The organism is Nocardia sp. NPDC057668, from assembly GCF_042799795.1.
Classification (GTDB): domain Bacteria; phylum Actinomycetota; class Actinomycetes; order Mycobacteriales; family Mycobacteriaceae; genus Nocardia.
Genome location: NZ_JBHVIC010000003.1, coordinates 518,725 through 542,108 on the forward strand (window position 1 = coordinate 518,725; position 23,384 = coordinate 542,108).

A 23,384-nucleotide genomic window follows, 5' to 3' on the forward strand; every position below is an offset into this window, starting at 1 on the left:
GTTATCCGGTCAGGACACCATGGACGGATCAGCCGTCCCTTCACGCCCGAGTTCGAAGACAGCATCGACCGGCGAGCGCCGGCGCCCAGTGGAGAGTTGGTGGATTCCGGCAACCGCTCCGTTTCACCCACGCAGTTCGATGAGGAATCGCTCGGCGCGCTCGGCGAACAGGTGCGCCTCACGCTTCCGAGCCAGGGCGCGGGCGCGCTCGGCCGCGCGGAACGCGGCGTGATCGTCGCCCTCGGCCCGGGCGAGTTCGGCGCGGACGAGGATGGCGAGGGGCTCGGCCGATCGCTGCCCGTAGCGGATGAGTGCGTCGTCGGCGCGATCGAGGGCCGCCGCGGCGGCCGCCGAAGAGCCGGCGGCCAAATACATTTCGGCCAGCAGCGCGAGCCAGGTCGAGACGCAGGTCCGTGCGGGGCTGCTGAGATTGCCGCGGATGAGCTCGTCGGCCGCGCCGGCGGCATCGGCCGGAGCGAGTCCGGTCAGTGCCTGCCCCCATAGGCGAGCCAGTCGCAGGTAGGTGCCGAGGGAGACGAACGAGAACTCGGGATCGACCGCTATGCCGCGGTCGGCCGCCCGCAGTGCTCCGAGCGCATCACCCGCGACCGCGGCGGTTCTGGCCTCGAACGAGGTGGCGACGGTGACCGCGTAGGGATCGCGACCGGCTGCCATGCCGAGGATGGCGAACAGGTCGTCGGCGCGTGCCAGGTCGCCGTGGTAGCCGGTGATCTCGGCGAACATACCCGCGGCCATCAACTGCACACCGTCACGAACCGGGTCGTTCTCCAGCGGATCGAGCTGCGGCACGAGGGCCGGGCTGATGGCATCGAGGCGGCGGAAGGATTCTCCGACCTCGCCGATGCACCAGCGATGGATGCCGACGGCGGTCGTTCCGTACATGCGGACGACGGGATCGGCCGATGTCGAGGCGAGCCGGTCGAGCTGGTCGGCGAGCACGGTGCTCTGCTCGAGTTGCAGTCCCTGACCGTGCGCGGTCCAGCGCGAGAACAGAAATCCGGTGGCGACGCGTTCGTCCCCGAGTCGCCTGGCCACCTGCTCGGCCCGCTCGAGCAGGCTGACCGAGGCGATGCCGTACATCGAGCGCATGCCCACGACCGCGATCAGCTGCGAGAGGGCGGCGAGCTCCAGTTCGGGTAGCGACGCCTTGCGCGCCAGCTCGACCGCGGACCCGAGGTGTCGTTCGGCGGCCTGCAGCGAGGTCTTGGCGGTAGCCCGGGAACCCGCGCCGATCAGCGCCGAGACGGTTCGGCCGGGATCGGTGATCGGACCCGCCGACCACAGGTGGTGCGCCAGCCGTTCGGGAGCGGACTCGTCGCTCAGCGCGCCCGTCTCGATCGCGTCCGCGATATGTCCGTGGATCGCCGAGCGCCGCACCGGCGAGACTCCCTCCGACACCGCTTGGCGAACCAGGTCATGGGTGTACCGATAGGAGAAGGGATCATCGGCTACCGGGCCGATCAATCCGAGATCGCGCACCGGCTCGAGCCGCTCGAGGCAGGTTCCGACGTCGAGGGACGCCGCACGGGCGAGTAACAGCAGCTCGACCGAGCGCCCGATCAGCGCGGCCACCTCGAGCAGCGCGATCGTGTCACCGCCCAGGGCGGCCAGCCGGTCGCGCACGACATCGCGCACGGTGAGCGGAACACCGCTCAACGCGACGGCCTCGGTGGCGCTCACACCTTGCGGCCCGAGTAGCCGTGCCAGTTCTCGCACGAAAAAGGGGTTGCCGGTGGTGCGTCGGTAGATCATCTCGATGACCTCGGCCGGGGGGATGGTTCCGGTCTCGCTGCGCACGAGCTCGCCGACCTCCACCGGAGCGAGTGGGCCCACGAATATTCGCCGGTGCCCGGAGGTTCGGCTCATCGTCGCCAGGGTTCGGGTCAGTTCGAGGCTCGGGGCCGTGCCTCGGTCTCGCATCGCGGCGATCACCGCCACCGCGGGCGGAAGCCGCTTGACGACGGCATCGAGCAGTTGCAGCGAGCTGGGCTCGGCCCACTGCAGGTCGTCGAAGATGAGCGCGACGGGCCGGGCCGCAGCGGTTTCGGTGATCACATCGACCATCTGCTCGAGCAGCCGGAAGCGAGCGTTTCCATCGAGATTGGCGGGCATCTCGTCGCGATGGGCGCCCACGAAGTGACCGAGGTCGCGCGAGAGCCAGTGCTCACGCCGCGCTGCCGGCAGCGCGTCGAGGAGTCCGGTCGCCACTTCGACCCAGGGCCACATCGTCGGGGCGCCGTCACCGTCGAGGCAATGGCCCCAGACGACCAGGGCCTCACGGGATTCGGCATCGTGCGCGAGGAACTCCATCAGTCGGCTCTTGCCCACTCCGGGCTCGCCCTCGAGCACCACGATCGCCCGCCCACCGAGCAGCGCCGGTTCCAGGGCTCGATCCAGGGCGGCCAGTTCCTCGGATCGGCCGACGATCCCAGGTCGCGCGACCGGTGTCCGCAGGCTCTCGTCCGCTGGCGACAGCGCGCCGAGAGTGGCTGTGGGCGAGGGGATTACGGGGGACGTTCGCACGGCATCCGACCCGGCCGTCAGCTGGGTCAGGACGCCCTGGCGGGCCGCGCGCAGGATCGTGCCGGGGTCGATGCCGAGCTCCTCGTCGAGTCGCCGCCGGACCGCGTCGAACACCTCGAGGGCTTCCGCCTGCCTTCCGGCCCGCCCGAGCAGGGTGACCAAGGCGGCCTGTACCGGCTCGTGCAGGGCAGCCATCGCGGCCGCGCGCCGCAGGGCGGGAAGCGCGCGAGTCGATTCACCGAGCGAGTCGGCGAGCCGAGCCACTTCGACACAGGTTTGGAGGAACTCGTCGTTCAGAGCGGCGAAGATCGGTGCCGCGTCGGGATTGTGCGTCCAGCCATCACCGGCCGGGCCGCTCCACAGCGCGACGGCGTCCAAAAAGCGATCGAATGCGGCCGCGGTGTCGCCGGCGGCGAGATCGGACCGAGCGCGAGCGGTGAACTCCCGGAATCGGGCGAGGTCGAGGATGTCGGGCCCGATCGTGCAGACATACCCGCTGGCCCGTTTGAGCAGGAAGGCGCCGGACTCGCGGGCAGGCAGGTCGGGTTGCAGAATTCGGCGGATGGCGCCGATGTACTTGTGCAGCACATTGAGTGCGCTCGCCGGTGCGTCCTCGCCCCAGATCAGGTCGATGAGCTCGTCGGCCCCGGTCGGGCGGCCGTGGCGGGCGAGCAGCAGGCCCAGAAGGTAGGCCTGCTGACGAGGTCCGGCGTGCAATTCGATCTCGCCCTGCCATACCCGCAGGGGCCCGAGCACCTGCAGGCGCAGCTCATCGGCCGCCGCTTCGGGCTCCGCGTCATCTGCGCTCTGCACGAAGAGCTCGATGGTCATGTGCGACTCCCTGGATAGGCGACCCAGTCGTCGAACCCTTGATCGGGGGCTGCTCCGGCGTGGCGTCGAGGTACACTCTACTGGCTGGAGTGCCACTCCAGCCAGTAGAGACCTTCGAGCACAGCGGGTGATGGGGACGAACACCCGCTGCGCACGGTGTTCCGCCAAGGGGAAAGGCAGTGCGGCAGTCGATGTCCGAGCAGACCGAGCAGGCAACGACTCGAAACCGGCGCGACGAATACGCCGAGATGACCCGCCGCGGGGTCGTCGCGGCTGCCCGGAAACTGTTCGCGGACCACGGCTACGAGCGGACCACGGTCGCCATGATCGCCTGCGAGGCGCGCGTCTCCCCCGCCACCGTCTACGCGCAATGCGGCGGCAAAGAGGGGCTGCTCGGCACCCTGATGGACATGTGGACCACGAGCCCGACGGTCGGCCGCATCATCGGTGACGCCGAGCGTGGCCGCACCGGCCGCGACAAACTGCGCATCCTCGCCGAGGGATACGTCGCCCACGCGGCCGAGGCCGGGGACATCATGCGCATCGTCGAACGGGCGGCGGCCAGCTCACCTCAGGCGCAGGAGTTCATGCGGATCGCCGACGGGAGACACACCGAGGCGCTCGAGATCATCACGCAGGGCATCGCGGATATCGGCGAGCTCGCCGACGGACTCTCGGTGACCGACGCGGCGCGGATCATCTTCTTCCATTTCCGGAACCCCCAGCTCGTGCTGGCGTCGGAGACCTTCGGATGGGGTATCGACCGGGCGCAGCGCTGGCTGCTCGAGCGCGTCGAATCCGCCGTTCTCGAGCCCTGACCGTGCCCGTCAACTGATCGTCAACAACGCTCTCCTACGCTCGCGACGAGTACGAGGTCACCGAGAACCGGAGTCGAGGACGCGCTGACATGGTCTCTGTCCACCACCGCTATGCCAACGTCGGTGGGCACCGAGTGTTCTTCCGCGAGGCCGGTTCTCGTGACCATCCGAGCGTGGTGTTCCTGCACGGATTCCCGACCGGCTCGTCGATGTTCCGGGGGCTTTTGCCGCTGCTCGCGGACCGGTGGCATGTCCTCGCGCCCGATCTGCTCGGATTCGGACTCTCCGACGCGCCACCGGCAGAAGAGTTCGCATACTCCTTCGATTCGCTGGCCACCATCACCGCCGGACTCCTGACTCAGCTCGGCATCGACCGCTACGCCCTCTACGTGCACGACTACGGTGCACCGATCGGCTGGCGTCTCGCGCTGCGGACGCCGGAGGCGGTGCGGGCGATCGTCAGCCAGAGCGGCAATGCCTACAACGAGGGATTGCAGCCCGAGTTCTTTGTCCCGCTGCGCCGGTACTGGCAGAACCCGGTGCCGGACGCCGAAGCGGGTGCACGCGAAATGCTCACCCTCGACCTGATCCGGTGGCTGTACGTATCGGGCGAACCCAACGAGACGCTCATCGATCCGGCGACGTGGACGCGCGACTACGACCTGATCACCCGGCCCGGCAATGACCGGGTACAGCTCGCACTGTTCGGCGACTATCCCGCCAACCTGATGCTGTACCCCTTGGTACAGCGGTACTTTCGCGCCAGCCAGGTGCCCCTGCTCGCGGTGTGGGGCCGCAACGACCCGGTGTTCGGGCCCGCGGGCGCGCTCGCCTTCGTCACCGATCTCCCCGATGCCGAGGTGCATCTACTCGACGGCGGACATTTCCTGCTCGAAACCGCTTTGCACGACGTCGCCGCTCTGGTAGTGGGCTTCCTCGGCAAACACCTCTGAAATCGGATGTGCGGGTACACAAATCGGTCACTCGCCATCAACAGGCCCTGGTTAGCGTTCGAGTATCGGCCATCGCATCCCGATGGACGAGTCCGCCGCCCCGGGCGGTTCACGAAAGAAGCCCATCATGTCGAACTCCCCCACCGTCGTTCTGGTCCACGGCGCCTTCGCCGACGCCTCGAGCTACGCCCCCGTTGTCCGCCGGCTCTTGGATGCGGGCATCGAGGTGGTAGCGCCGCCGTCGGGCAATCGCAGCCTCGCCGCCGACGCCGCCTACATCGCCTCCGTGGTGCGCCGGATCGACGGCCCGGTCCTGCTCGTCGGGCATTCCTACGGAGGAGCGGTCATCACCGTCGCCGGCAACGAACCCAACGTCGCCGGCCTGGTCTATCTGGCCGCATATGTGCTCGCCGAGGGCGAGAGCCTGGGCGAACTGCAGAACCGCTTCGCCCCCTCGCCCCTGGGCGAAGCCCTGGTCTACACCCCGTATCCGATCGAAGGAGCAGCCGAGCCCGGCACCGACGTGTCGGTCGACGTCACCCGATTCCCGGCGATCTTCGCAGCCGAGGTCGACGCCGCGCTGACCACGGTCCTGGCCGTGTCCCAGCGCCCGCTCGCCGCGGCCGCGTTCGGCGAACCCGCTGTCGGCGCGCCCGCCTGGGCCGAGAAGCCGGCGTGGGGCATCGTCGCCTCCGCCGACCAGGCGATCAACCCCGACGTGCAGCGTTTCGGCTACGAGCGCGCCGGAGTATCGGTCGTCGAGGTCGAGTCCTCACACCTCGTCATGCACGCCCGTCCCGCGGAGGTCGTCGCTGTGATCCGCGAGGCTCTCGCCGCCGTGACCGCCGCGCAGAACGAGCCGGCCGAATCGTCGGCGCGGTAAGCAGCGGCGCGGACGCGATGACCGTGCAGCTCTCGAGATGTCCGGAGAGCTGCACGATCGGCGCCGAAACGGATTGAGCCCGTGCACAACCCACGACAGAACGGAACCGCAATGACTCTGACCTCCACGGAACTCGACGAGATCACCGCCGCGAACGCCTCCGGCAAGACCCCGGTCGTGTTCGTGCACGGCCTCTGGTTGCTCTCCAGCAGCTGGCGCGTGTGGCGTGACCTGTTCGAGGACCAGGGCTATGCCACCCTCGCTCCCGGCTGGCCCGACGACCCGGACACGGTCGATCAAGCGAAGGCCAACCCGGACGCCTTCGCGGGGAAGATGGTCAATCAGGTCACCGAGCACTACGCCGAGGCAATCGACGCCCTGGACCGAGCACCGGTGGTGATCGGTCACAGTTTCGGTGGCCTCATCGCGCAGAAGCTCGCCGGCGAATCGAAGAACGCCGCAACGGTCGCCATCAGCCCGGCCCAGTTCCAGGGTGTGACCGCGCTCCCGCCCAAGGCACTCAAAGCCGCGGCGCCCGCGCTACTCCGCTTCAATCACACCAGGCACGGCGTGACACTTACCTGGGAGCAGTTCGCGTTCGGCTGGTCGAACGCGCTGAGCGAAAGCGAGGGTCGCGCACTCTACGAGGAGTTCCACGTCCCCGCGTCGAGTGTGCCGATCTTCCAGGCCGCGACCGCCAATTTCAATCCGTTCGCGGAGACGAAGGTGGTCACCGACAATCAGAACCGAGGGCCGTTGCTACTGATCGCCGGCGCCGAGGACAACACCGTGCCGCAGGCGGTCGTGGAGAACGAATACCGCATACAGCAGAAGAAGGTTGCCGATACCGAGCTTGCGATCGTTCCGAACCGGGGACACTCGCTGATCATCGACTCCGGCTGGCGGGAGGTCGCCGACCTCGCCCTGGCGTTCGTCGACAAGCATTCGTCGCGATTCAACCGCTAGCACGCACGCGGCCGCAGCCCGGCTATCGCACGATCAAACGCGAGTCTCGATAGCCGCTTCCGTCGCCGCCCGGGGCAGGGTCAGATCTGCAACCCTTCCTCGATTCTGCGCAGGTTGTGCCGTGCCAGAGCGAGATTGGCGCGTGAGCGGTCCAGCGCCAGATACAGGAACAGGCCCGCGGACGGCTGCGAGTTCAGTGGGCGTAGCAGGTGGTACTGGCCCGCCAGGGTGATCAAGATGTCCTCGATGCCCTCGTTCAGGCCCATCTGCTCGATGGTGCGCATCTTGGCGCGCACCACCTCGGTGTTCCCGGCCGCCCCGACCTGCAGGTCCAACCCCGGCGAGCCACCGGCCGTGCCGAGGGTCATCCCGCTGGTGTAATCGACGACCGCGGCGCCGAGCGCGCCGTCGACGTCCATCATTTCCTTCAACGCCACATCCAGATTCGACATCACACGATCCCTTCTTCATGGACTGCGGTGCAATGCAATTCAGGTGGTGCTCGTCGCGGCCGCCGAGGTCAGCAACTCCGCGATCTCGCGGGCGACCGGTCGCGCTTCCAGGTGTACGCGCGCCAGTACCGCGTCGGGGTCGGTCAGCACGGTCAGGACCGCCGTGGCGCCGGCGCCGTAGACCACGGCCCGTCCACCACGTCCTTCGATGACGACCTCGTTCAGGTCCGAAGCGTGGGTGGTCGCGATGAACCGCACCGACAGCGACCACTGGGTCGCCGCCAGCGCCGCGATCCCGCTGGGCTCGATCTCCGCGGGTAGGTTGTGTGCGATCACCAGCCCGTCGCTGGAGGCGACCAGTGCGCCCATCAGATACGGGACGCGGTGACGCAACGCTCGCAGCTGAGTATCGATCGATAGATGCGACGACACCGACTCCTGAGATAACAACGGCCGTCCCCTTCCCTTGTCCACGCACGAACCACCTCGCCCGCCTCGACGGCGAGTCGAGCCGCAAGCGATGAACAGTCGTGTTCGACGTTGCACGGTCCTGGAACCCCGTAGCGCCGACCGCCCGGTGTCTTGCCGATCGAGTACGCCGGATACACCTCCCGAACCGCTATCGGTTGCACCCCAAGTCAATACGCCGATCAGAACCGCCGTCGCCGACCTGGCTGAGCCTCGCCCACGAGGTCCACACTGCGTATCTTCGTTCCCGGTATGGATATGAGGCGGTCACGCCGCGGTTCTAGCGGCGATGCGCCAACTCTTTTGCGCAACAGCTCTATTCGCAAGTGCACGAGCATCGAACGAGGCACTCACACAGTGCCCGCATCGGGTCGAGCCACCTGCATTTCCCGAACGATGTTGGGATACCGGCAGTTTCGAGGCTGTTCGTTCGGATACGAACAAGCATAGCGACCCGGCGGCGAAATCGCAGCAACATCGGCCAGGAACGGGAACGAGAGGATCGCAACGGTCCGCCGGGCGTCATGAGGCTCTCTCGTGGTTGTCGTCGCCCCCGCGGGTGCGGACGGTGGTCAGGACCGTGAACGCGAACATCAGGCCGATCAGTACGGCGAACCACTCACCGAACCTCGCGTACGGGGTCGGATCAGCGGGTTGGGTCACGGTCGCCAGCACACTCGCGGTTCGGGTGAAGTCCGCTGGGGCGGTGGCACGGATCCGGCCGTTCGCGTCGCTGAGAACCAGGTCGCCCAGCTGTGCCACACGCGCGACGCCGACGCCGGATTCGACGCCGCGCAGCACTGCCATGCGACTGTGCATCCAGTGGTCGTCGCGAAAGTCCAAGGCGGGGACCAGCAGTAGCGAGGCGCCCTGGTTTCTGTTGGCGCGGACCAGGTCCGGGAAGTCCAGATCGAAGCACACGGCCATCGCCCAGTCGGTGCCGGGCACGGGTGCCAGGCGGGTGCCGGGGACGAGTTCGGCCTCCCATCCCGCGACCAGGTGCTGTTTGGCGTAGACCAGCCCGGACGGGAAGTCGATGGCCGCGTTGACGCTGGTCTCGCCGCGACTGAGAACGAGTCCGGCGACGATGTGCACGTCACGTCTGAGCGCGACGTCGGTGAGCGGACCGGCCAGGACCGGGAGGGTGGCTTCATCTGCCCGCCACGACTTTTCCGGGAGCACGACAACTCGTGCTCCGTGGTCGGCGACCCGTTCCACTTCGGCGACCACTCTGATGATCATGTCGTGTCCCTCCGGGGTATCGACGGGTACGAAATCGTCCGGCTGAGCCACCGCGACGAGAGCGATCGGCACCGAATCGGGTCCCGCGGGCGCGGACAACCGCCACGACCCGTACCCGGCGACCGCGACGCCCACCGCGCACACACCGACCGCGCAGCGAATCCGCTGCTGCCGCGGCACTCGATCATCGATCAGCACCGTGACCGCGGCCGGGATCAGCAGAATCAGGAAGCAGATGCCGAGTCGTCCGGTCACCGCGGCGATTTGAATCAGGGGCAGGACCTCGGTCTGGGTGTAGGCCAGACTCCACCAGGCGCCGAACAGGCCGGTGGCCGAGAACAGGAACTCCATCAGCGCCCAGCCCGCGGGCAGTGTCAGCAGTGCCGCGCCCGCCCGGCCCCTGCGAATCAGCGTGCCGGTCACAGTGATCAGAGCGGCATAGGTGAGGGCCGTGCCGCCCAGCAGCAGGATCGTCGGCAGCGGGGGCTGTTCGAGCGTGCGGGAGAAATAGACGGCGAACGGGATGGCGCCGGCGAGCCAGGAGACGAGCGCGGCGGCGAAAGCGATTCGGCGGGGCACGCGCGAGGCGATCAGCAGCACCGGAAGCGGTGCCAGGGCAACGATCCCGGGATACGGGTGCAATCCGGTCCCGAACAGCCACAGCGCGGCCGAGACAGCCACCGAGACCACCACCGGCAGATATGTTTTCACACCGTCGATGCTGGTTCCGCGGGCTCTCGCGCACATCGCCGACAGGAGCGAGTTCCACCTGGTCCCTACGGGTGATCCCGGCCCGGAATCACCAGTCCGGCCTCGTACGCGAACACCACCGCTTGCAACCGATCTCGCAGCGCGAGCTTCGAGAGCACGGTACTGACATGTGTTTTCACGGTGTGTTCGCTGACGGTCAGGGCGCGCGCGATCTCGGCGTTGGATTGCCCGCGCGCCAGTTCACGCAGCGTGTCGCGTTCTCGCTCGGTGAGCCCGTCGAGCCGGGCCGCCAGTTCCGGTCGCGGGTGTCCCTGCTGGGCGAGCCGAGCGATGAGGCGGCGGGTGACCGCCGGTGCGAGCAGGGCTTCCCCGGCGGCGACCACCCGTACCGCGGTGATCAGTTCCTCGCGGCGGGCGTCCTTGAGCAGGAATCCGCTCGCACCGGCCCGCAGGGCGGCGTAAAGGTATTCGTCGGTGTCGAACATGGTCAGTACCAGGACTTTCGCCGTGGTGGCGGCGCAGATCAGGGCGGTGGCGGCGACGCCGTCCAGGCGCGGCATGCGAATGTCCATCACCACCACATCGGGCGCAAGCACCTCGGCCTGCGCGGCGGCTTCACGCCCGTCGGCGGCCTCCCCGACGACGGTCATATCCGGTTCGGCCGACAGGATCATCGAGTAGCCGCCGCGGAACAGATCCTGATCATCGACCACGAGTATCCGCACGCTCACAGCTCCTTCTCGGTCGGCAGTTCAGCGACGACGGTGAAGCCGGACCCGGATGGACCGCCGGTAAGCACGCCACCGCAGGATTCGATCCGCTCCCGCAGGCCGATCAAGCCCGATCCCGAGCCGGTGGGCAGCGCGGGTTCGGCTCGGCCGTCATCGGTGACGCTGACGATGAGCCCGGTATCGGACCAGCGCAGGACGACCTCCGCACGCCCGGCTCGGGAGTGCTCGAGGGTATTGGCCAGAGCCTGCTGGACCAGCCGATACGCGGCCACGGCGACCTCGCCGGAAACTGTTCGGCGCGTGCCGTTCTCATCGAAGCTCGTCCGAAGACCGCTGCGCCGGCTCAGTTCCACGAGATCGGGGATGGCGTCGAGACCCGGTTGGTGTCGTGCGGAGTCACCGCCCTCGCGCAAAGTAGCGAGGCTGTGCCGCAGCTCGCGCACCGCGACACGGCCGGTGTCGGCGATTCCGGCGAAGGTGGCATCGGCGCGGGCCGGGTCGGTGTGGGTGAGCAGCGGGCCGGTCTCGGCTTGCACGATCATCAGACCCAGTGCGTGCGTGACGATATCGTGCACATCCCGGGCGATACGGACCCGTTCGCGGGCCGCCGCCGCGGCCCGTTCCTCGTCCATGCGACGTGTGCGTTCCCGCAGCAATTCGATCTGTGTGCGGCGCGCCCGCACGCCGGCGCCCAGGACCCAGGCGGTGAGGAACGTCAAGGCCGCGTATCCGTAGGCTTCGATCGGCTCACCCGGGAGCACCAGGGAAACCGGGATCGCCAGCACTCCCCCGGCGATCGCGGTCGCGCGTTCGAAGGGCCGGGCGTAGGCGGCGATTGTGTACGCGCACACCGCGGTTCCGTACGGCAGCATCGGGAGAGCGTGCACGCACGCCAGTACGACAACCGCGGCCGCGACCACGCCCAGGGTCGGCAGCGGTGCCCGCCTGCGCCACAGCAGCGGCACCGACGCGGCCAACGCCGGCACGATCACCCACCAGGGTCGCCCCTCGAGTATCTGCGGCCCGACCGTGGCCGCGGTCACCAGCGCCGCGACCGCGCCGTCTACCGCCCACGGTGGCACAGGCGATCGTCCGGACAGCGGTTCCGGCTCGCTGCCCGGTCGCGGTTCTCGGACGACCCCGTGCCCGATCGTCCGGCGTGAGCGCGGGACGGACTCGCTCGTCGACTGCTCCCGCGCGGCAGAGGTGATCGCGTCGGAATCACGAATGTTCATAGGCCGTCGAGTCTTCCGGTTCCCGTCGCGTCACTGCCGCACGTGTCCGGGGTCCGGCTGCTCGATCTCGTGCGGTCGATGTTTCATCATGCACCCGGGTGGACGGGTGCACCGATTCCTGACGGACACGTGATCGGGGAATTGATCATCATGATCGACGACCGGACCCGCCGCACGGCATCGCCACCGGGAGCGATATCGCGGTGTGGTCGTGTGGTCGTGTCCCGTTCGGGCGGAGGCTATTACCTGGGGGGCAGGATTCCCGAGAGGTCGGCGTTACGGATCGGCGTCTCGGTGTCGGACTGGGCGCGGCACATCGGATCGATGACCGAGATCGCGCCGGCGATGTCCTGAGACGACGGCGTCGCCAGCTCGGTGTCCTTCTGCAGGTACTTGCGCACCGTCATTTCCTGCTTGTCGCGGTCTTGCGCGACGAACTCGTTGCACGGGGTATCGCCACCTCGGTTGACCACGTCCTCGGCTTTGTCACACCCTGCGAGCGCGAGCACCGCCGCGGTCACGGCCACCATCATCGAAACGCTCGTACGCACACGCTGTCCCACCGATTCCCACCTTCGTCCATTGGTCCGGGCCGTGCGCTCAGCCCGGCCGCGGGTCGGTCTACCGCGTATGCCCGCCCGGCCGGCACCGAAACTCCACCGACTCGGGCAGGTGGTCGCGGCCGGTGCTCAGGTGTGCGCTGCGAGTTCGGCGGCGATAGCGTCGACGAAATCCGGCAGGTCCTCGGGCGTGCGCGAGGTGATCAGCGTCCATCCTTCGCGGGGGTCGCGCGCCACCGCCTCGTCGACCCAGTCGGCACCCGCATTGACCAGGTCCGTTCGCAACGACGGGTACGAGGTCAGGGTCTTGCCTTTCGCGATGCCGGTCTCCGCCAGCAGCCACGGCCCGTGACAGATCGCGGCGATCGGGGCCCCCGCCTCGACGAACGCCCGAACGAGGCCCTGTGCCGACGGGTCGACGCGGAGCTTGTCCGCGTTGACGGTTCCGCCCGGAACAACCAGCACGTCGAAGGCAGCCGGATCGATCTCGGCGAGCGCGGTATCGGGCTGCACGACCTCGTCCGGCTCCAGATCATGCCGGAACGTCCGCACGGGAGCCCGCTCGATCGCGCCGTGGGTCACCTGCGCACCACGCTCACGCAACCGATCGCGCGGCACCACCAGCTCGTCGTGTTCCACACCCGTGTTCGATGTGGCGATCAGCACCCGCATGCCATCGAGTTCGTCGGACATCGAAACCTCCCGTGATCAAGGTCTTCGGCCCGGACCGGTGCCGGTCCCAACCGCGGTACCTCCGCGCTTTACCCACCAAGGAAGGCCTCAACCACGTAGCTCCCGACCATGGGGCCCCTCCGCAGCTTGATCGCGGGCACAGGGGCGGCCCGGCGTGTGTTCTCGGGACACGCGTGACCTGATCACCGGCACGCGTCCGGACATGGCAGAGGTCGAGATGTTCCGCGGGCTCGGCGTCCGGGCGGGGCGCGCACCCCGCCGACGCTCACCGTCGGTGCGAGCTACATCGCATAATGCCTGGTATGGACCTGCGCCCGGAGTTGCTCCCACCCAGCGTGACTCGAACGCGCCTCTCCGAACTCGGCACCCAGATCGAGCGAATCGCCGACTTGATCATCAGCGGCGCGCCCGCCGAGGAAGCGGTGGCGACGTTCAACGCCGAGACCGGGCACAGCTACACGCCCCTCGATTTCATCGGGTATCACGGTGCCCGCGACCTCGACGATTTCGCCCGCGAGGCGGCCCGCCCGGCGTGGCCCCGGTTTCCCGACATCACGCGCGAGGAGCTGGTAGCCGTCGTGGAGCGGATTCTGGCCGCGGATCCCGAGACCGACTACTACCTCTTGGTTTTCACCACGAACGTGCCGCACCCACGCGCGGCGGATCTGATCTACCACCCGGAACCCGGACTCGCGGAGCTCTCGGCCGAGTCGGTCGTGGACGCGGCGTTGAAGTATCGGCCGATCGAACTGTAGCGGTTGCACACCTCGAGAAAGTGACCGTGTGAGTCCAGAACGGTTGTGGTGCTTCAGGAGTGGTCGAACATGGTGACCACGCTCCGTGGCGCTTCCCGACCGAAGAAGGTCTCGAGGTTTCGCGCCGAGCGAGCGGCAGCATCACCGCCACGCCGGAACAGTTGCTCCTCGTACTCGGTGATCGCGGCTTCGGCATCGTGGTGACCGACAAGCTTGCTCGCCAGGTCGGCGCCGTCGTACATCGCCAGGTTCGCACCCTCACCGGCGAAGGGTGACATCAGGTGCGCGGCATCGCCGATGAGTGTCACGCCCGGGACCCGGTCCCAGGTGAGCCCGACGGGGAGGGCGTAGATGGGCCGGAGCCAGGGTTCCGCGTCGCTGCGGGTCACGAAGGCGGTCAGTCGTGGCGACCAGCCCTCGAATTCGGCGGCGACTTCGCGCAGGCCCGCGGGCGGGTCGGTGAAGTCGATCGACCTCATCCACTCCTCGGGCTTGTTCAGAGCCACGTATCCGGCCACGCGCCCGTCGGCGTAGCGATGGGCGATGATGCCTTTGCCGGGCGCGACAGCCATCAGCGTGCCGCTGCCGATCTCGGCCACGCCCGCCCGAGCGGCCCGCGCCGCCGAGGCGAAAGCGATTTCTATGAAACAGATTCCGCTGTACACGGGCTCGGCGGGAGTGAGTAGCGGGCGCACCTTCGACCACGCGCCGTCGGCACCGATGACGATGTCGGCGTGAGCGGCGGAGCCATCCGCGAAAGCGAGGTCATAGCCTCCGCCCGTGCGGGGCCGGACCGATGAGAGCTTGCGACCCCACTCGATCGTCCCGGGAGGCAGCGAATCGATGAGCAGGCGGCGCAGTTCACCGCGGTCCACCTCCGGACGAGCGGAACCGGGTTCCGCAGGCCTGTCGAGCAGAATGTCGCCGTGACGGTCGACCACGCGCTTGGCGTCCTCGCCGGGGCGGATCAGCGTGCGGAAATCGTCGTACAAACCGGCCGCGCGCAGCGCGAGTTGACCGGTCTCTTCGTGGATGTCGAGCAGGCCGCCTTGGGTACGGGTGGTCGCCGAGGCCTCGCCCTCATAGATCGTCGCTGCGACACCGTGCGCCCGCAGTACTCGAGCGAGAGTCAGTCCGCCCAGTCCGGCTCCGACGATGGCAATGGTCTTCTGCATGGTGGCGCTCCTCCGGCTCGCCGACGCGTGTCGGCACGGTTGCCGGGAGCGGGCGGTGTGGCCCGATCCCGGTAGGGAGACGCTCAACGATCAGAACTGAATCGATGTACGGGCGATGTCCCGCGCTGACGGCGGGCCACGCTTTTCGCGACAGGTCAACCATAGCTCTGTGCCGGAGGGGCGGCGGGTGAGGCTGCTCACGGCGCAACGCGCCACACCGGCCGGGCTCGGGTCAGGTCGCGGGCGGGTAGCCGGACGGCGGCTGCTGCGGGAACGCCGGCGGCTGCTGCGGGTACACCGGCTGCTGCTGCGGGTACACCGGCTGCTGCTGCGGGTACACCGGCTGCTGCTGATAGCCATACGGGGCCTGATTCGCCGGGCCCGGTTGCGGATAGCCCTGCGGCGGATACTGCCCGGGGTGCGGAGTCCATTGCTGTTGCGGCGCATACGGTCCCGGCTGCATGTTGTGGCCCGGCGGGTAGCCGGGGTAACCGGCGCCGGGCCGGTGGGGCGGGCGCTTGGACGATGTAGCGGCTCTGATGACGAGCACGATCACCACCGCCATCATGGCGAAGAAACACAAGCCCCCGAGTAGTTCGAACATGCACTCACCCTCGCACATCGGCCCTCGCTCGACGGTGCGCGATGGACGCCGCGTCGTTCGGCACGAACCAAAGTCCGCGGGACCTCGCCGAAGATGCCGACCCGGGTGCCGCCCCATCCGTTCGCAAGTCGACGCTGATCTCGGCCGGTAGCGCGACCCCCTCGCGGCGCAGCCCCCGCACACGGCGATACCCGAGGCAGGCAGCCAGCTACGTCGCGATCCAGTCGCGGATCGCGGAGACGAACTCCTCGGGGGCGTCGGACTCCACGTAGGTGCCCGCGCCCTCGACGATGACCGTCTTGTGTTCGGGGAAGGTCGTTTCCAGCCGCCGGCGTTCCTCGGGGCGGAAGGCTATGTCGGCATCGCCCCATATGATCAGGGTCGGCCGGTGGGCGATATCGGGCAGCTTCGCCTCGACCTCGGCGAAGAACTCGCGGCTCGCCAGGACCCGGCCCGGCAGCACCGCGGAGGCTTGACGGCGCTCGGGGGTGCCCAGGGCCCGCCGATAGTGGTCCATCTCGGCGACGGTGGGTTTGCGCCTGCGGTGGCCGGTCGGGATGAACACGTTGACCAGCAGGTTGAACCGGCGGACCAGTAAGCGGCTCAACGGATTACCGGCGAGATGGCCGAAGGCTTCGAAGTGCGGGACGCCGTTGACCGGCCACGCCCAGGTGTTGGCGAGCACGAACCGCTCGAAGGCGTCCGGCCGCCGCTGCGCGACCGCCAGACCGATCAGACCGCCCCAGTCCTGCCCGACCAGCGTGACCTGCTCCAAGCCGAGTGCATCGACGAACCCGGTGACCACATCGGCGTGCTGCTCGGGCAGGAAGCGGTAGCCGGATTCGGGCACAGAGAGCCCGAAGCCCGGGTAATCCATTGCTACGCATCGGAAGTCGTCGCGCAGTGCGCTGATCACCGCACGCCACAGGAACGACCAGGTCGGATTGCCGTGCAGGAAAAGAAGTGTGGGACCGGACCCTTCGTCGACGTAGTGCACGGTGTGGCCGTCGATATCGACGAAGCGGCTCTCGAACGGGAACAAAGCGTCATCGACCCAGGCGGGTCGAACGCGGCCGGTGGTATCGGTCATGGTGAAACCCCCTACGTTCGCCATCAATGTATGCTTGATCTTCTCAAGTGCACTTGAAATTCTCAAGCGATTGAAGGAATTGATGCGTAGCTACGGCCAGTACTGCGGGCTCGCCCGATCCCTCGAGGTCGTGGGCGACCGATGGAATCTGCTCATCGTGCGCCAGTTGCTCCTCGCCCCCGCCCGCTACCGCGACCTGATCGAAGGCTTGCCCGGCATCGCGACCAACCTGCTCGCCGACCGCCTGCGCGACCTCGAAGCCTCCGGAGTGATCGAACGCCGGCTGACGGGCACGGGCAACACGGTCGAATACGCTCTCACCCCCTGGGGCGCCCAGCTGCGTGAGCCGATCGAAGGCCTCATCCGCTGGTCCACCCCACTGATGACTTCCGGCCCCGGCACCGATACGTTCCGGCCCGAATGGCTGGCCCTCGCCGTCCCCGCGCTGCTCGCCGCCCGGGTCGGGGACCGCCCCTCCGCGACGATCGGCCTCGAGATCGGCGAGCGGACCTTTCAACTCCGCTCGGCGAGAACGGGATTCGAAGTAGCTCCTCACGATGGCGGCGAACTCGACGCGACCGTCCGCGCCGATCCCGCCTTCATCCTCGGACTCGCCGCGGGCGCGCTCTCCGTCGACGACGCCCTCGCTCTGGGCCTGAGGATCGACGGTGATGAGTCCGTGGTCCGCAGCGCATTCGCCGCCTGAACTCGCCTGCGCCGAAAACGGTTCGAGCAGTGGCGGCGACGGGCCGATACGGTGGGCGGTGTCGTGAACGCCGATCCGGGCGTTCCCGGGCTCTGAAGGGGAACCATGTTGGTCGATGATCGGCGGCCCGTACCGGCCGGAACCACCCGCGTGCTGCTGGCGGCGCGAACCCACGCGCCCGCGCATCTGGGAGCGTTCCTGCTCACCGCCACCGGTACGCGTCACGACGACACCGACTTCGTCTTCGGTGCCAAGCGTGAGGCTCCGGGGGTGCGATCACTGGACTCGGAACCCGGGATGTTCTCCGCGCTGGAGCTGGATCTCGGTCGAGTTCCCACCGAAATCACCACCGTGCGTGTGGTTCTGGGCCTGGACAATCCCCATGGGACGTTCGACGGCGAAACGGTGGTGATCGAGGCGAGCGACGATCGCGGCGCGATCGCCCACAGCTACAAGCTGTTCGACCTCGACGATGTCAGCGCGCTGATCGCGCTCGATATCGAACGCGTCGAGAACCGGTGGCAGATCGTCGATCGCGGGCGCGGCCACGCCGGCGGCTTCATCGGCCTGATGGCACAGCACCACGTGTTCCTCGACGGCCACCCGGTGCATGTCCAGCCGCCCACCGAAGCGGTCGTGGACATTTCGCGATCTCTCGAGCTAGATCCCGGCCAGACCATCCGGCTGCGAACCGGCACCGGCGAGAGCCTCGATCACGTCCGGATGAGTGTCGGCTGGGATCCGCTGTCGACGGTCGACGCCGCCGCGCGGATCGACCTCGACTCCGCCGCACTGCTTTTCGACCACCGGCACCAGCTGCTCGACGTCGTGTATTTCGCGCAGCTCAGCTCCAAGGACGGCTCGGTCCGGCACCTGGGCGACGATCTGACCGGACACGGCGCGGGGGACGGCGAGATCATCACCGCCGACCTCGCCCGCATCCACGATCAGGTCGCGACCGTCGTTCTGATCGTAACCTCGTACGGCGGGCACAGTTTCGACACGGTCGGCAACGCCCACTGCCATCTCTTCGACAGCGTCCGCGGCGCGGAGCTCGCGCATTTCGACCTCGCCGGCGGCGGCCGGCACACCGGCCTCGTCCTGGGCAAGCTCTATCGCACCCGGTCCGGCTGGAAACTCCAGGCCATCGGCGACCCGATCATCGCCACCCACCCAGGCGAGGCCCTCCCCCACCTGACGAAATACCTCGCCTGATACAGGTATGGGGATCTCCGCGGTCGGCGAATTCCACAGCCGCTTCGAGGCATGGAACTGGAAGCGCAGTGGCACAGGTGAATTTGCCGCGCGGGCGCACACATCAGGCTCGCGCGCAGCCCTGCTCGCCGACAGCTGATCCAGTAACCGTTGATGATTTGGCGTGGGCGGACGGTGGCGGATGACCGAAATCGAGCGTGACCGCGCGTTCGATCTCGGGTTGGCCGCCCGTGCGCTGTGCACCGCCATCCAATGCGGCCCGACAGCCGCGGCTGACCGCACGCTCGCACCGAGCAGACATGTAGCGCCGCTGCCCTGCAGCACCCGAATATTCCGACATTCGGGACTGGTTCGCGCGCAATCCGTTTGAGTGGTTCGCGCGCGGATACTTCGGTTGCGACACCGTGCCGCGGAGGGCGAGGTGTCGGGCAGCCGACGCGGTCCCGGCCTACACGGGGCTCGTTCGGAGATGCGTTGCCGCACCGGTGGATGTACCCCTCATCCCCCGCATCCGCCGGTGCGGCGACGCGCAATCAAAGTGTCGTGCCTCGTGCACTACGGCGGATGAATCGCTGTGCACGCTCGCGAGGTTCTCGGTCATCGTTCGCCTCCGCATCAGGCGTGACATGAACGATCTCGCAGGGCTCACGGCGAACCTGTTCCGCCCACCTCACGACATCGAGAACCAGCCGGTCCGGCATTCAGCACTACAAAGCGTTCGGCGGCGGTCGGATAAGGCGCGGAGAGTTGATTTTCACACCCGCCATGGAGTCATTTTCCGGAGTGCGACCGCGTGAGTCCCGATCCGACCCGGTTCAGCATCTGGCCGAGTAGGTGGGCGGATCGGGCCGACGGCGGCGCTTCGCGAGGGGTGCCCTCCCACGCGGTGGTGGTGAGAGATGCGACGGCAGTGCGGGTTCGGGTGTCGTTCCCGGCGGCCAGTACCAGAATGAATCGCACGTAGTCGCCGATGTCGGTGCACGGCGGGTGCTGCTCGGTAAACACTTCGAGCCGCGGGGTCAGGGCGGGCAGCGTTCGGGCGGTGGGGAACACCACGGCCAGGGCCGCGAGTGCCAACCGGACCGCCGGGCGTTCGGATGCCCACCGGGCGAGCAGGCCCGGGGTGCAGCGCCGGACCGCCTCCCGTGCTCGGTTCTCGTTCTCGGGATCCGCGTACGGTGTTGTGCCGGGCCAGTATTCAGCCGCGTGGCGGTCCGCGAGGGTGGCGATGCCGAACAGCAGGCTGATCACCCGGAAACGCTGCTGTGGTGGCACGCGGTCGTCGATGGCCAAGGCCGCCAGCAGCGCGACGCCGTCGGGAGTATCGGGTAGGCAGGTGTCCTGATGGAGGATCTCACTGTAGAAGTCCGCGAGAAAGAAGCGATCGTCGGTCCAGAACGGGTCGACCGAGGCCTGGAACAGCATCGCCGCCTGCGGCGGACGCGGGCCTGTCAGCCGGTCGGTGACGACGTCCCGGAAGATCCGCCGGATCGGCGGCTCACCGGGTGGCCCACTGCGGTCGGAAGTACGGGTGATCATGGCTGTCGCAGCGTACTGCCGCAGGCCAACTCACATCCTCATCGGCAGTGTGGACGTTCCGCCAACTTCGGACCGGCACGGAAACAGCCCCGGCACTTCCGATCACGAAGGGAGCACCCGCCCATCGTGACGAGTGCTCCCTTCGGATCGGTAGGCCGGCCGGCGCCGCGTTCAGCGTGGCTGTTCCTGGGTTGCGGGGCCTTCGATCAAGCCGTACTCCACCGCGGCGGCGGTGGTGAGTGTCCGCTGTTGTTCGATGTCGTGGCGGATCTGGTCCGCGTCACGGCCGGTGAGGTCCGCCAATCGAGAGATCAGTTCCCCGAACATGGCTCGCGCGTGGTCGAGTCGCGGTTCGACACGACTGAGCCCACCGTCCAGATGCACCGACGGTTCCCGTAGGACGAACTGAGCAGTTCGGTAGCCGTAACGGTGCTTGCACGCGGCGAGCACCCCCAGCGCCGCCCCGGCGAGCGTGCCGCTCACATAGGCGCTCACCGGCGCCCGGAGAACGTCCAGGACATCGGTGACGGTGCTGGCGTCGAGCAGATCCGCTTCCAGCCCGTGCATTTCGAGCCGGATCGGCTGGGCGCTCTCCGCGTCCAGCGTCAGCAGCCGAGCGCAGAGCTCCGTGGCGGCCGCGCCATCCAGGCGCCCGTGCACGAAAACCGTTCGCGGTGTGGGCGATGCCTGCATCGGCTCGTCCCGATGCTGATCGATCCATACCTGCATCGGAGGCAGCGCAGCCGGAACCGGCTGCGGCTCTGCGTGTTCGACCGGATGGGAGTTCGGATACTCCGACGGCCACGGCTGCCATTGGGAAGTGGGTGTGCTCGTGTCGATCCTCAAGGCTTATCTCCGATCCGATTCGATTCCGCTGTCGCACTGGTCACCTGCAGGGTGATGCGGCTGCCGATCGCGGCGGCGTACCGCTGCAATGTGGAGGTCCGCACGTCGACGTTCTCCGTCTCGAGCCGCGCCACCGCCGACTGCGAGGTGCCCATGCGTGCGGCAACCTCGGTCTGGGACAACCCCGCCGCCCGGCGTCGCCGCGCCAGTTCGGCGATCAGCCGCGCCTGATCCTGCGACATCTTGCGAAGCGCCATTTCCTGGAACCCGGGCAACACCGGGAGGTTGTCCTCTCCCGGCGACTGGGTTGCCTCCTCGTTCATACCTAAAACGATATCTCATTTTAGGTATATCGGCAGACATCGAAGCGGGCCGGTTCGGCAGTGAGCCCATCACCGCCGCATCTGGATACCTCCCGCCCAGGCAACACGGACACATCCGGTCGGATCGAAAGACGCCGGCCGCGAGCGAATCGAGCGCCTGCCCGGCTCACACACCGTTTCTGATCGACTCGGCGACCACGGCCACGCCGGAACCGCCTCGCCCCGAGTCGATTCCGCGCCGGAGCAGCTGGGCGAACAGCTCGGGTACCGCGGTGTCGATGCCCTGGCGGCGGCTGGTCTCGAGCAGGTGGTGTACCGCGTCGGCGTGCACCTTCACCGTGCCGTCGGCGTCGGACAACTCGCCGCGATCGAGTTGGCTCGCGTGTTCGGCGAACAGGCGCGCGATGAACGACAGGTGCCCGACCGCGACTTCGGCGAAGGTCTTCGCCGCTACCTGCTCGGTCCCCAGGAGCGCCGCGCCGTGGTAGAAGCCGCTCAGCGAGCCCCAGATCAGGCCGAACAGCGCGGTGTCGTACATGGCGGCGAGTCCGGGATCGGCGCCCAGGTACACCGCGTTGCCGAGGGCGGACAGCGCCGGCCGGTGCGCGGCGAAGGACTCTTCCGGCCCGCTGAAGATGAAGAGCGCCTCCGGCTTCCCGACCACCGTGGTGCCGCTCATCGCCGCGCCATCGAGGTAGCCGATGCCGCGTTCGCCCGACCAGGCCGCTAGCGCCCTGGCCTGCTCGGGAGTGCCGGAGATCAGGTTGACGATCGTCTTGCCGCGCAGGTCGTCGACGACCGGCTCCAGAAGCTGTTCGGCGGCAGCGTAATCCGACACCACCGTGATGATCAGGTCGGCCGTGCGCACCGCATCGGCCACCGACTCCGCGCGCCGCGCGCCGCGTTCGACCAGAGCATCCGCCTTGGCGGGCGTGCGGTTCCACACCGCGAGGTCATGGCCGTTGTCCAGAAACGCCCGGGCCAGAGTTGCTCCGAGTTGGCCGAGACCGAGGACGGCCAGGCTGGTCGGGTGTGCGGTAGTCATTGGTGTTCTCCTGCCGTGGGTACGCCGGTGTGGCGACAAGCAGGGGTAACCCCCGCCGGACAAGACCGCATTCCGGTCCGCGGAGCAAAATCCGCCGGTTTCGCGGCGAGTGAAAAGTCGCGGGAACCGGAATATTTTCGCCGGAAACCCCGGCCCGCGGAGACCCCGTGTGAGTTCTCCGCGGGTCTTCACCGACCGGGCCGGCGGTTCACCGGTTGCCGATCAGGAACCGGCGCTGCTGCCGGTCAGCGCCGGGAGGATGCCGTAGCGGCCGAGACTGCCGGTTTCGATGAGACCGCACGCACCCTGATTGAGGGGGCTGGCGGTGACGCTTCCGGCCGGCGCCCGCTCGACCGTCACCGTGATCGTCCGAGAAGTACCGGCGTGCCGGGTGACCAGCACGTGAGTTCCGGGAATGGTGGGCACCCACTGCACCGACGCGTAGGTGCCGCCACCCTCGTAGCCGCCCAGTGTCCCGCTGTTCCCGATGCATTCGCCGTTGTCGAAGAAGACAACTCGCGGGTTCTGCAGGTCCATGCGCGACAGCTCGCCGGATGCGTACAGCTGGTAGCGCTGCCCCACCACGTACGGCCCACCGGCGGGATCGATGACGAATTCGGTTACCGTCGCGGAAGCCGGCGCCGCGATCACGGCGGCCAAGGCCGCGGCACCCGTCAAACCTGTTGCACCCCTGGCAATCCAACGTCCAGTGCTCATTCACTCACCTCCGGTTCGCGACCCACCCGCGGGGTCGGTGAAGGCTAGCTTCCCGAAACTCTGAACCATGGCAATTTCAGATTCGGGCCGACCCCCTAATTACAGGGGCAGCGCGGCCACTCGAGCCACCTCCGTTCGCTGGATGCGCTGTCCGGGTTGACCGCCGATTCTGCCGTTCAACGGCTTGATGAATTGCTCTGTCTTGCAATGACAGTCAGGGATCAGGCGGTGATCGAGTTCGCGGGCAATTACGTGTCCGCGTTCGACGGAACCGACACCTTC

23 protein-coding genes are annotated in these 23,384 nt (G+C 67.9%); 7 read left to right on the top strand and 16 right to left on the bottom strand.

Annotation, left to right across the window (positions count from 1 at the left end; genetic code table 11):
• Positions 1-123 precede the first annotated feature (123 nt).
• On the bottom strand, positions 124-3,375 hold the full coding sequence (locus ACFVBH_RS20915) for an ATP-binding protein (RefSeq protein ID WP_379003548.1): 3,252 nt from the start codon (positions 3,373-3,375) through the stop codon (positions 124-126).
• A gap of 191 nt (positions 3,376-3,566) precedes the next feature.
• Here ACFVBH_RS20915 and ACFVBH_RS20920 point away from each other — a divergent pair, with 191 nt between their 5' ends.
• The 4 genes from ACFVBH_RS20920 (at position 3,567) to ACFVBH_RS20935 (ending at position 6,995) form a co-directional block, all read left to right on the top strand.
• Positions 3,567-4,193 carry a TetR/AcrR family transcriptional regulator gene (locus ACFVBH_RS20920; RefSeq protein WP_379003550.1) on the top strand — a complete coding sequence of 209 codons (627 nt, stop codon included), beginning with the start codon at positions 3,567-3,569 and terminating at the stop codon, positions 4,191-4,193.
• A gap of 89 nt (positions 4,194-4,282) precedes the next feature.
• The gene (locus ACFVBH_RS20925; protein ID WP_379003552.1) at positions 4,283-5,146 is read left to right on the top strand and encodes an alpha/beta fold hydrolase; all 864 of its coding nucleotides are present in this window, start codon (positions 4,283-4,285) and stop codon (positions 5,144-5,146) included.
• A gap of 127 nt (positions 5,147-5,273) precedes the next feature.
• Complete coding sequence (locus ACFVBH_RS20930; RefSeq protein WP_354987738.1) at positions 5,274-6,029, top strand: alpha/beta hydrolase; 756 nt, start codon at positions 5,274-5,276, stop codon at positions 6,027-6,029.
• Between the two features lie 111 nt (positions 6,030-6,140).
• Complete coding sequence (locus tag ACFVBH_RS20935) at positions 6,141-6,995, top strand: alpha/beta hydrolase (RefSeq protein ID WP_354987739.1); 855 nt, start codon at positions 6,141-6,143, stop codon at positions 6,993-6,995.
• An 80-nt stretch (positions 6,996-7,075) separates the two neighbouring features.
• On the opposite strand, the gene ACFVBH_RS20940 is transcribed toward ACFVBH_RS20935, so the two are convergent.
• The 7 genes from ACFVBH_RS20940 to ACFVBH_RS20970 form a co-directional block, all read right to left on the bottom strand.
• Entirely contained in the window at positions 7,076-7,447 is a 372-nt protein-coding gene (locus ACFVBH_RS20940) for a hypothetical protein (RefSeq protein WP_354987740.1), read from the bottom strand.
• Between the two features lie 39 nt (positions 7,448-7,486).
• Positions 7,487-7,879, bottom strand: coding sequence for a roadblock/LC7 domain-containing protein (locus ACFVBH_RS20945; protein WP_379003555.1), 393 nt, complete (start codon positions 7,877-7,879; stop codon positions 7,487-7,489).
• 558 nt (positions 7,880-8,437) lie between these two features.
• On the bottom strand, positions 8,438-9,868 hold the full coding sequence (locus ACFVBH_RS20950) for a nitrilase-related carbon-nitrogen hydrolase (RefSeq protein ID WP_379003557.1): 1,431 nt from the start codon (positions 9,866-9,868) through the stop codon (positions 8,438-8,440).
• Positions 9,869-9,933: 65 nt separating this feature from the next.
• The gene (locus ACFVBH_RS20955) at positions 9,934-10,599 is read right to left on the bottom strand and encodes a response regulator (RefSeq protein ID WP_379003559.1); all 666 of its coding nucleotides are present in this window, start codon (positions 10,597-10,599) and stop codon (positions 9,934-9,936) included.
• Positions 10,596-11,681 (bottom strand): sensor histidine kinase, encoded by a 1,086-nt coding sequence (locus ACFVBH_RS20960; RefSeq protein ID WP_379003561.1) that lies wholly within the window; start codon positions 11,679-11,681, stop codon positions 10,596-10,598. The genes ACFVBH_RS20955 and ACFVBH_RS20960 overlap by 4 nt, the downstream gene beginning before the upstream one ends.
• Before the next feature lie 395 nt (positions 11,682-12,076).
• On the bottom strand, positions 12,077-12,397 hold the full coding sequence (locus ACFVBH_RS20965) for a hypothetical protein (protein WP_354987743.1): 321 nt from the start codon (positions 12,395-12,397) through the stop codon (positions 12,077-12,079).
• A gap of 126 nt (positions 12,398-12,523) precedes the next feature.
• Positions 12,524-13,087, bottom strand: a complete 564-nt coding sequence (locus ACFVBH_RS20970) for a type 1 glutamine amidotransferase domain-containing protein (protein WP_379003563.1) — start codon at positions 13,085-13,087, stop codon at positions 12,524-12,526.
• A gap of 302 nt (positions 13,088-13,389) precedes the next feature.
• Between ACFVBH_RS20970 and ACFVBH_RS20975 the strand changes: the two genes are divergently transcribed.
• Positions 13,390-13,842 (top strand): bacteriocin immunity protein, encoded by a 453-nt coding sequence (locus tag ACFVBH_RS20975; protein ID WP_379003565.1) that lies wholly within the window; start codon positions 13,390-13,392, stop codon positions 13,840-13,842.
• Between the two features lie 53 nt (positions 13,843-13,895).
• Here ACFVBH_RS20975 and ACFVBH_RS20980 read toward each other — a convergent pair whose 3' ends face one another.
• The 3 genes from ACFVBH_RS20980 to ACFVBH_RS20990 form a co-directional block, all read right to left on the bottom strand.
• A complete protein-coding gene (locus tag ACFVBH_RS20980) occupies positions 13,896-15,017 on the bottom strand; it encodes an FAD-dependent oxidoreductase (protein WP_379003567.1) in 1,122 nt (373 codons plus the stop codon).
• A gap of 232 nt (positions 15,018-15,249) precedes the next feature.
• The gene (locus tag ACFVBH_RS20985) at positions 15,250-15,621 is read right to left on the bottom strand and encodes a hypothetical protein (protein WP_379003569.1); all 372 of its coding nucleotides are present in this window, start codon (positions 15,619-15,621) and stop codon (positions 15,250-15,252) included.
• Positions 15,622-15,829: 208 nt separating this feature from the next.
• Positions 15,830-16,711, bottom strand: a complete 882-nt coding sequence (locus ACFVBH_RS20990) for an alpha/beta fold hydrolase (protein ID WP_379003571.1) — start codon at positions 16,709-16,711, stop codon at positions 15,830-15,832.
• 82 nt (positions 16,712-16,793) lie between these two features.
• On the opposite strand from ACFVBH_RS20990, the gene ACFVBH_RS20995 reads away from it, so the two are divergent.
• Positions 16,794-17,417 (top strand): winged helix-turn-helix transcriptional regulator, encoded by a 624-nt coding sequence (locus tag ACFVBH_RS20995; RefSeq protein WP_379004561.1) that lies wholly within the window; start codon positions 16,794-16,796, stop codon positions 17,415-17,417.
• A gap of 105 nt (positions 17,418-17,522) precedes the next feature.
• A complete protein-coding gene (locus ACFVBH_RS21000) occupies positions 17,523-18,632 on the top strand; it encodes a TerD family protein (RefSeq protein ID WP_379003573.1) in 1,110 nt (369 codons plus the stop codon).
• A gap of 771 nt (positions 18,633-19,403) precedes the next feature.
• Here the strand turns inward: ACFVBH_RS21000 and ACFVBH_RS21005 are convergent.
• The 5 genes from ACFVBH_RS21005 to ACFVBH_RS21025 all read right to left on the bottom strand — a co-directional run bounded on the left by ACFVBH_RS21005 (position 19,404) and on the right by ACFVBH_RS21025 (position 23,102).
• Positions 19,404-20,171: a hypothetical protein gene (locus ACFVBH_RS21005; protein ID WP_379003575.1), complete on the bottom strand. Its 768-nt coding sequence runs from the start codon at positions 20,169-20,171 to the stop codon at positions 19,404-19,406.
• 171 nt (positions 20,172-20,342) lie between these two features.
• On the bottom strand, positions 20,343-20,900 hold the full coding sequence (locus ACFVBH_RS21010) for an ATP-dependent Clp protease proteolytic subunit (protein ID WP_379003577.1): 558 nt from the start codon (positions 20,898-20,900) through the stop codon (positions 20,343-20,345).
• A gap of 113 nt (positions 20,901-21,013) precedes the next feature.
• Positions 21,014-21,340 carry a helix-turn-helix domain-containing protein gene (locus tag ACFVBH_RS21015; protein WP_379003579.1) on the bottom strand — a complete coding sequence of 109 codons (327 nt, stop codon included), beginning with the start codon at positions 21,338-21,340 and terminating at the stop codon, positions 21,014-21,016.
• A 166-nt stretch (positions 21,341-21,506) separates the two neighbouring features.
• The gene (locus ACFVBH_RS21020) at positions 21,507-22,385 is read right to left on the bottom strand and encodes an NAD(P)-dependent oxidoreductase (protein ID WP_379003581.1); all 879 of its coding nucleotides are present in this window, start codon (positions 22,383-22,385) and stop codon (positions 21,507-21,509) included.
• A 222-nt stretch (positions 22,386-22,607) separates the two neighbouring features.
• Positions 22,608-23,102 carry a hypothetical protein gene (locus ACFVBH_RS21025; protein WP_379003583.1) on the bottom strand — a complete coding sequence of 165 codons (495 nt, stop codon included), beginning with the start codon at positions 23,100-23,102 and terminating at the stop codon, positions 22,608-22,610.
• Between the last annotated feature and the right edge of the window lie 282 nt (positions 23,103-23,384).

What these genes read in the sequence shown, in the direction of transcription:
- ACFVBH_RS20915 (WP_379003548.1), bottom strand. Translation starts at nt 3,375, where the DNA reads ATGACCATCGAGCTCTTCGTGCAGAGCGCAGATGACGCGGAGCCCGAA.
- ACFVBH_RS20920 (WP_379003550.1), top strand. Translation starts at nt 3,567, where the DNA reads ATGTCCGAGCAGACCGAGCAGGCAACGACTCGAAACCGGCGCGACGAA.
- ACFVBH_RS20925 (WP_379003552.1), top strand. Translation starts at nt 4,283, where the DNA reads ATGGTCTCTGTCCACCACCGCTATGCCAACGTCGGTGGGCACCGAGTG.
- ACFVBH_RS20930 (WP_354987738.1), top strand. Translation starts at nt 5,274, where the DNA reads ATGTCGAACTCCCCCACCGTCGTTCTGGTCCACGGCGCCTTCGCCGAC.
- ACFVBH_RS20935 (WP_354987739.1), top strand. Translation starts at nt 6,141, where the DNA reads ATGACTCTGACCTCCACGGAACTCGACGAGATCACCGCCGCGAACGCC.
- ACFVBH_RS20940 (WP_354987740.1), bottom strand. Translation starts at nt 7,447, where the DNA reads ATGTCGAATCTGGATGTGGCGTTGAAGGAAATGATGGACGTCGACGGC.
- ACFVBH_RS20970 (WP_379003563.1), bottom strand. Translation starts at nt 13,087, where the DNA reads ATGTCCGACGAACTCGATGGCATGCGGGTGCTGATCGCCACATCGAAC.
- ACFVBH_RS20975 (WP_379003565.1), top strand. Translation starts at nt 13,390, where the DNA reads ATGGACCTGCGCCCGGAGTTGCTCCCACCCAGCGTGACTCGAACGCGC.
- ACFVBH_RS20980 (WP_379003567.1), bottom strand. Translation starts at nt 15,017, where the DNA reads ATGCAGAAGACCATTGCCATCGTCGGAGCCGGACTGGGCGGACTGACT.
- ACFVBH_RS20985 (WP_379003569.1), bottom strand. Translation starts at nt 15,621, where the DNA reads ATGTTCGAACTACTCGGGGGCTTGTGTTTCTTCGCCATGATGGCGGTG.
- ACFVBH_RS20990 (WP_379003571.1), bottom strand. Translation starts at nt 16,711, where the DNA reads ATGACCGATACCACCGGCCGCGTTCGACCCGCCTGGGTCGATGACGCT.
- ACFVBH_RS20995 (WP_379004561.1), top strand. Translation starts at nt 16,794, where the DNA reads ATGCGTAGCTACGGCCAGTACTGCGGGCTCGCCCGATCCCTCGAGGTC.
- ACFVBH_RS21000 (WP_379003573.1), top strand. Translation starts at nt 17,523, where the DNA reads ATGTTGGTCGATGATCGGCGGCCCGTACCGGCCGGAACCACCCGCGTG.
- ACFVBH_RS21005 (WP_379003575.1), bottom strand. Translation starts at nt 20,171, where the DNA reads ATGATCACCCGTACTTCCGACCGCAGTGGGCCACCCGGTGAGCCGCCG.
- ACFVBH_RS21010 (WP_379003577.1), bottom strand. Translation starts at nt 20,900, where the DNA reads ATGCAGGTATGGATCGATCAGCATCGGGACGAGCCGATGCAGGCATCG.
- ACFVBH_RS21015 (WP_379003579.1), bottom strand. Translation starts at nt 21,340, where the DNA reads ATGAACGAGGAGGCAACCCAGTCGCCGGGAGAGGACAACCTCCCGGTG.
- ACFVBH_RS21020 (WP_379003581.1), bottom strand. Translation starts at nt 22,385, where the DNA reads ATGACTACCGCACACCCGACCAGCCTGGCCGTCCTCGGTCTCGGCCAA.
- ACFVBH_RS21025 (WP_379003583.1), bottom strand. Translation starts at nt 23,102, where the DNA reads ATGAGCACTGGACGTTGGATTGCCAGGGGTGCAACAGGTTTGACGGGT.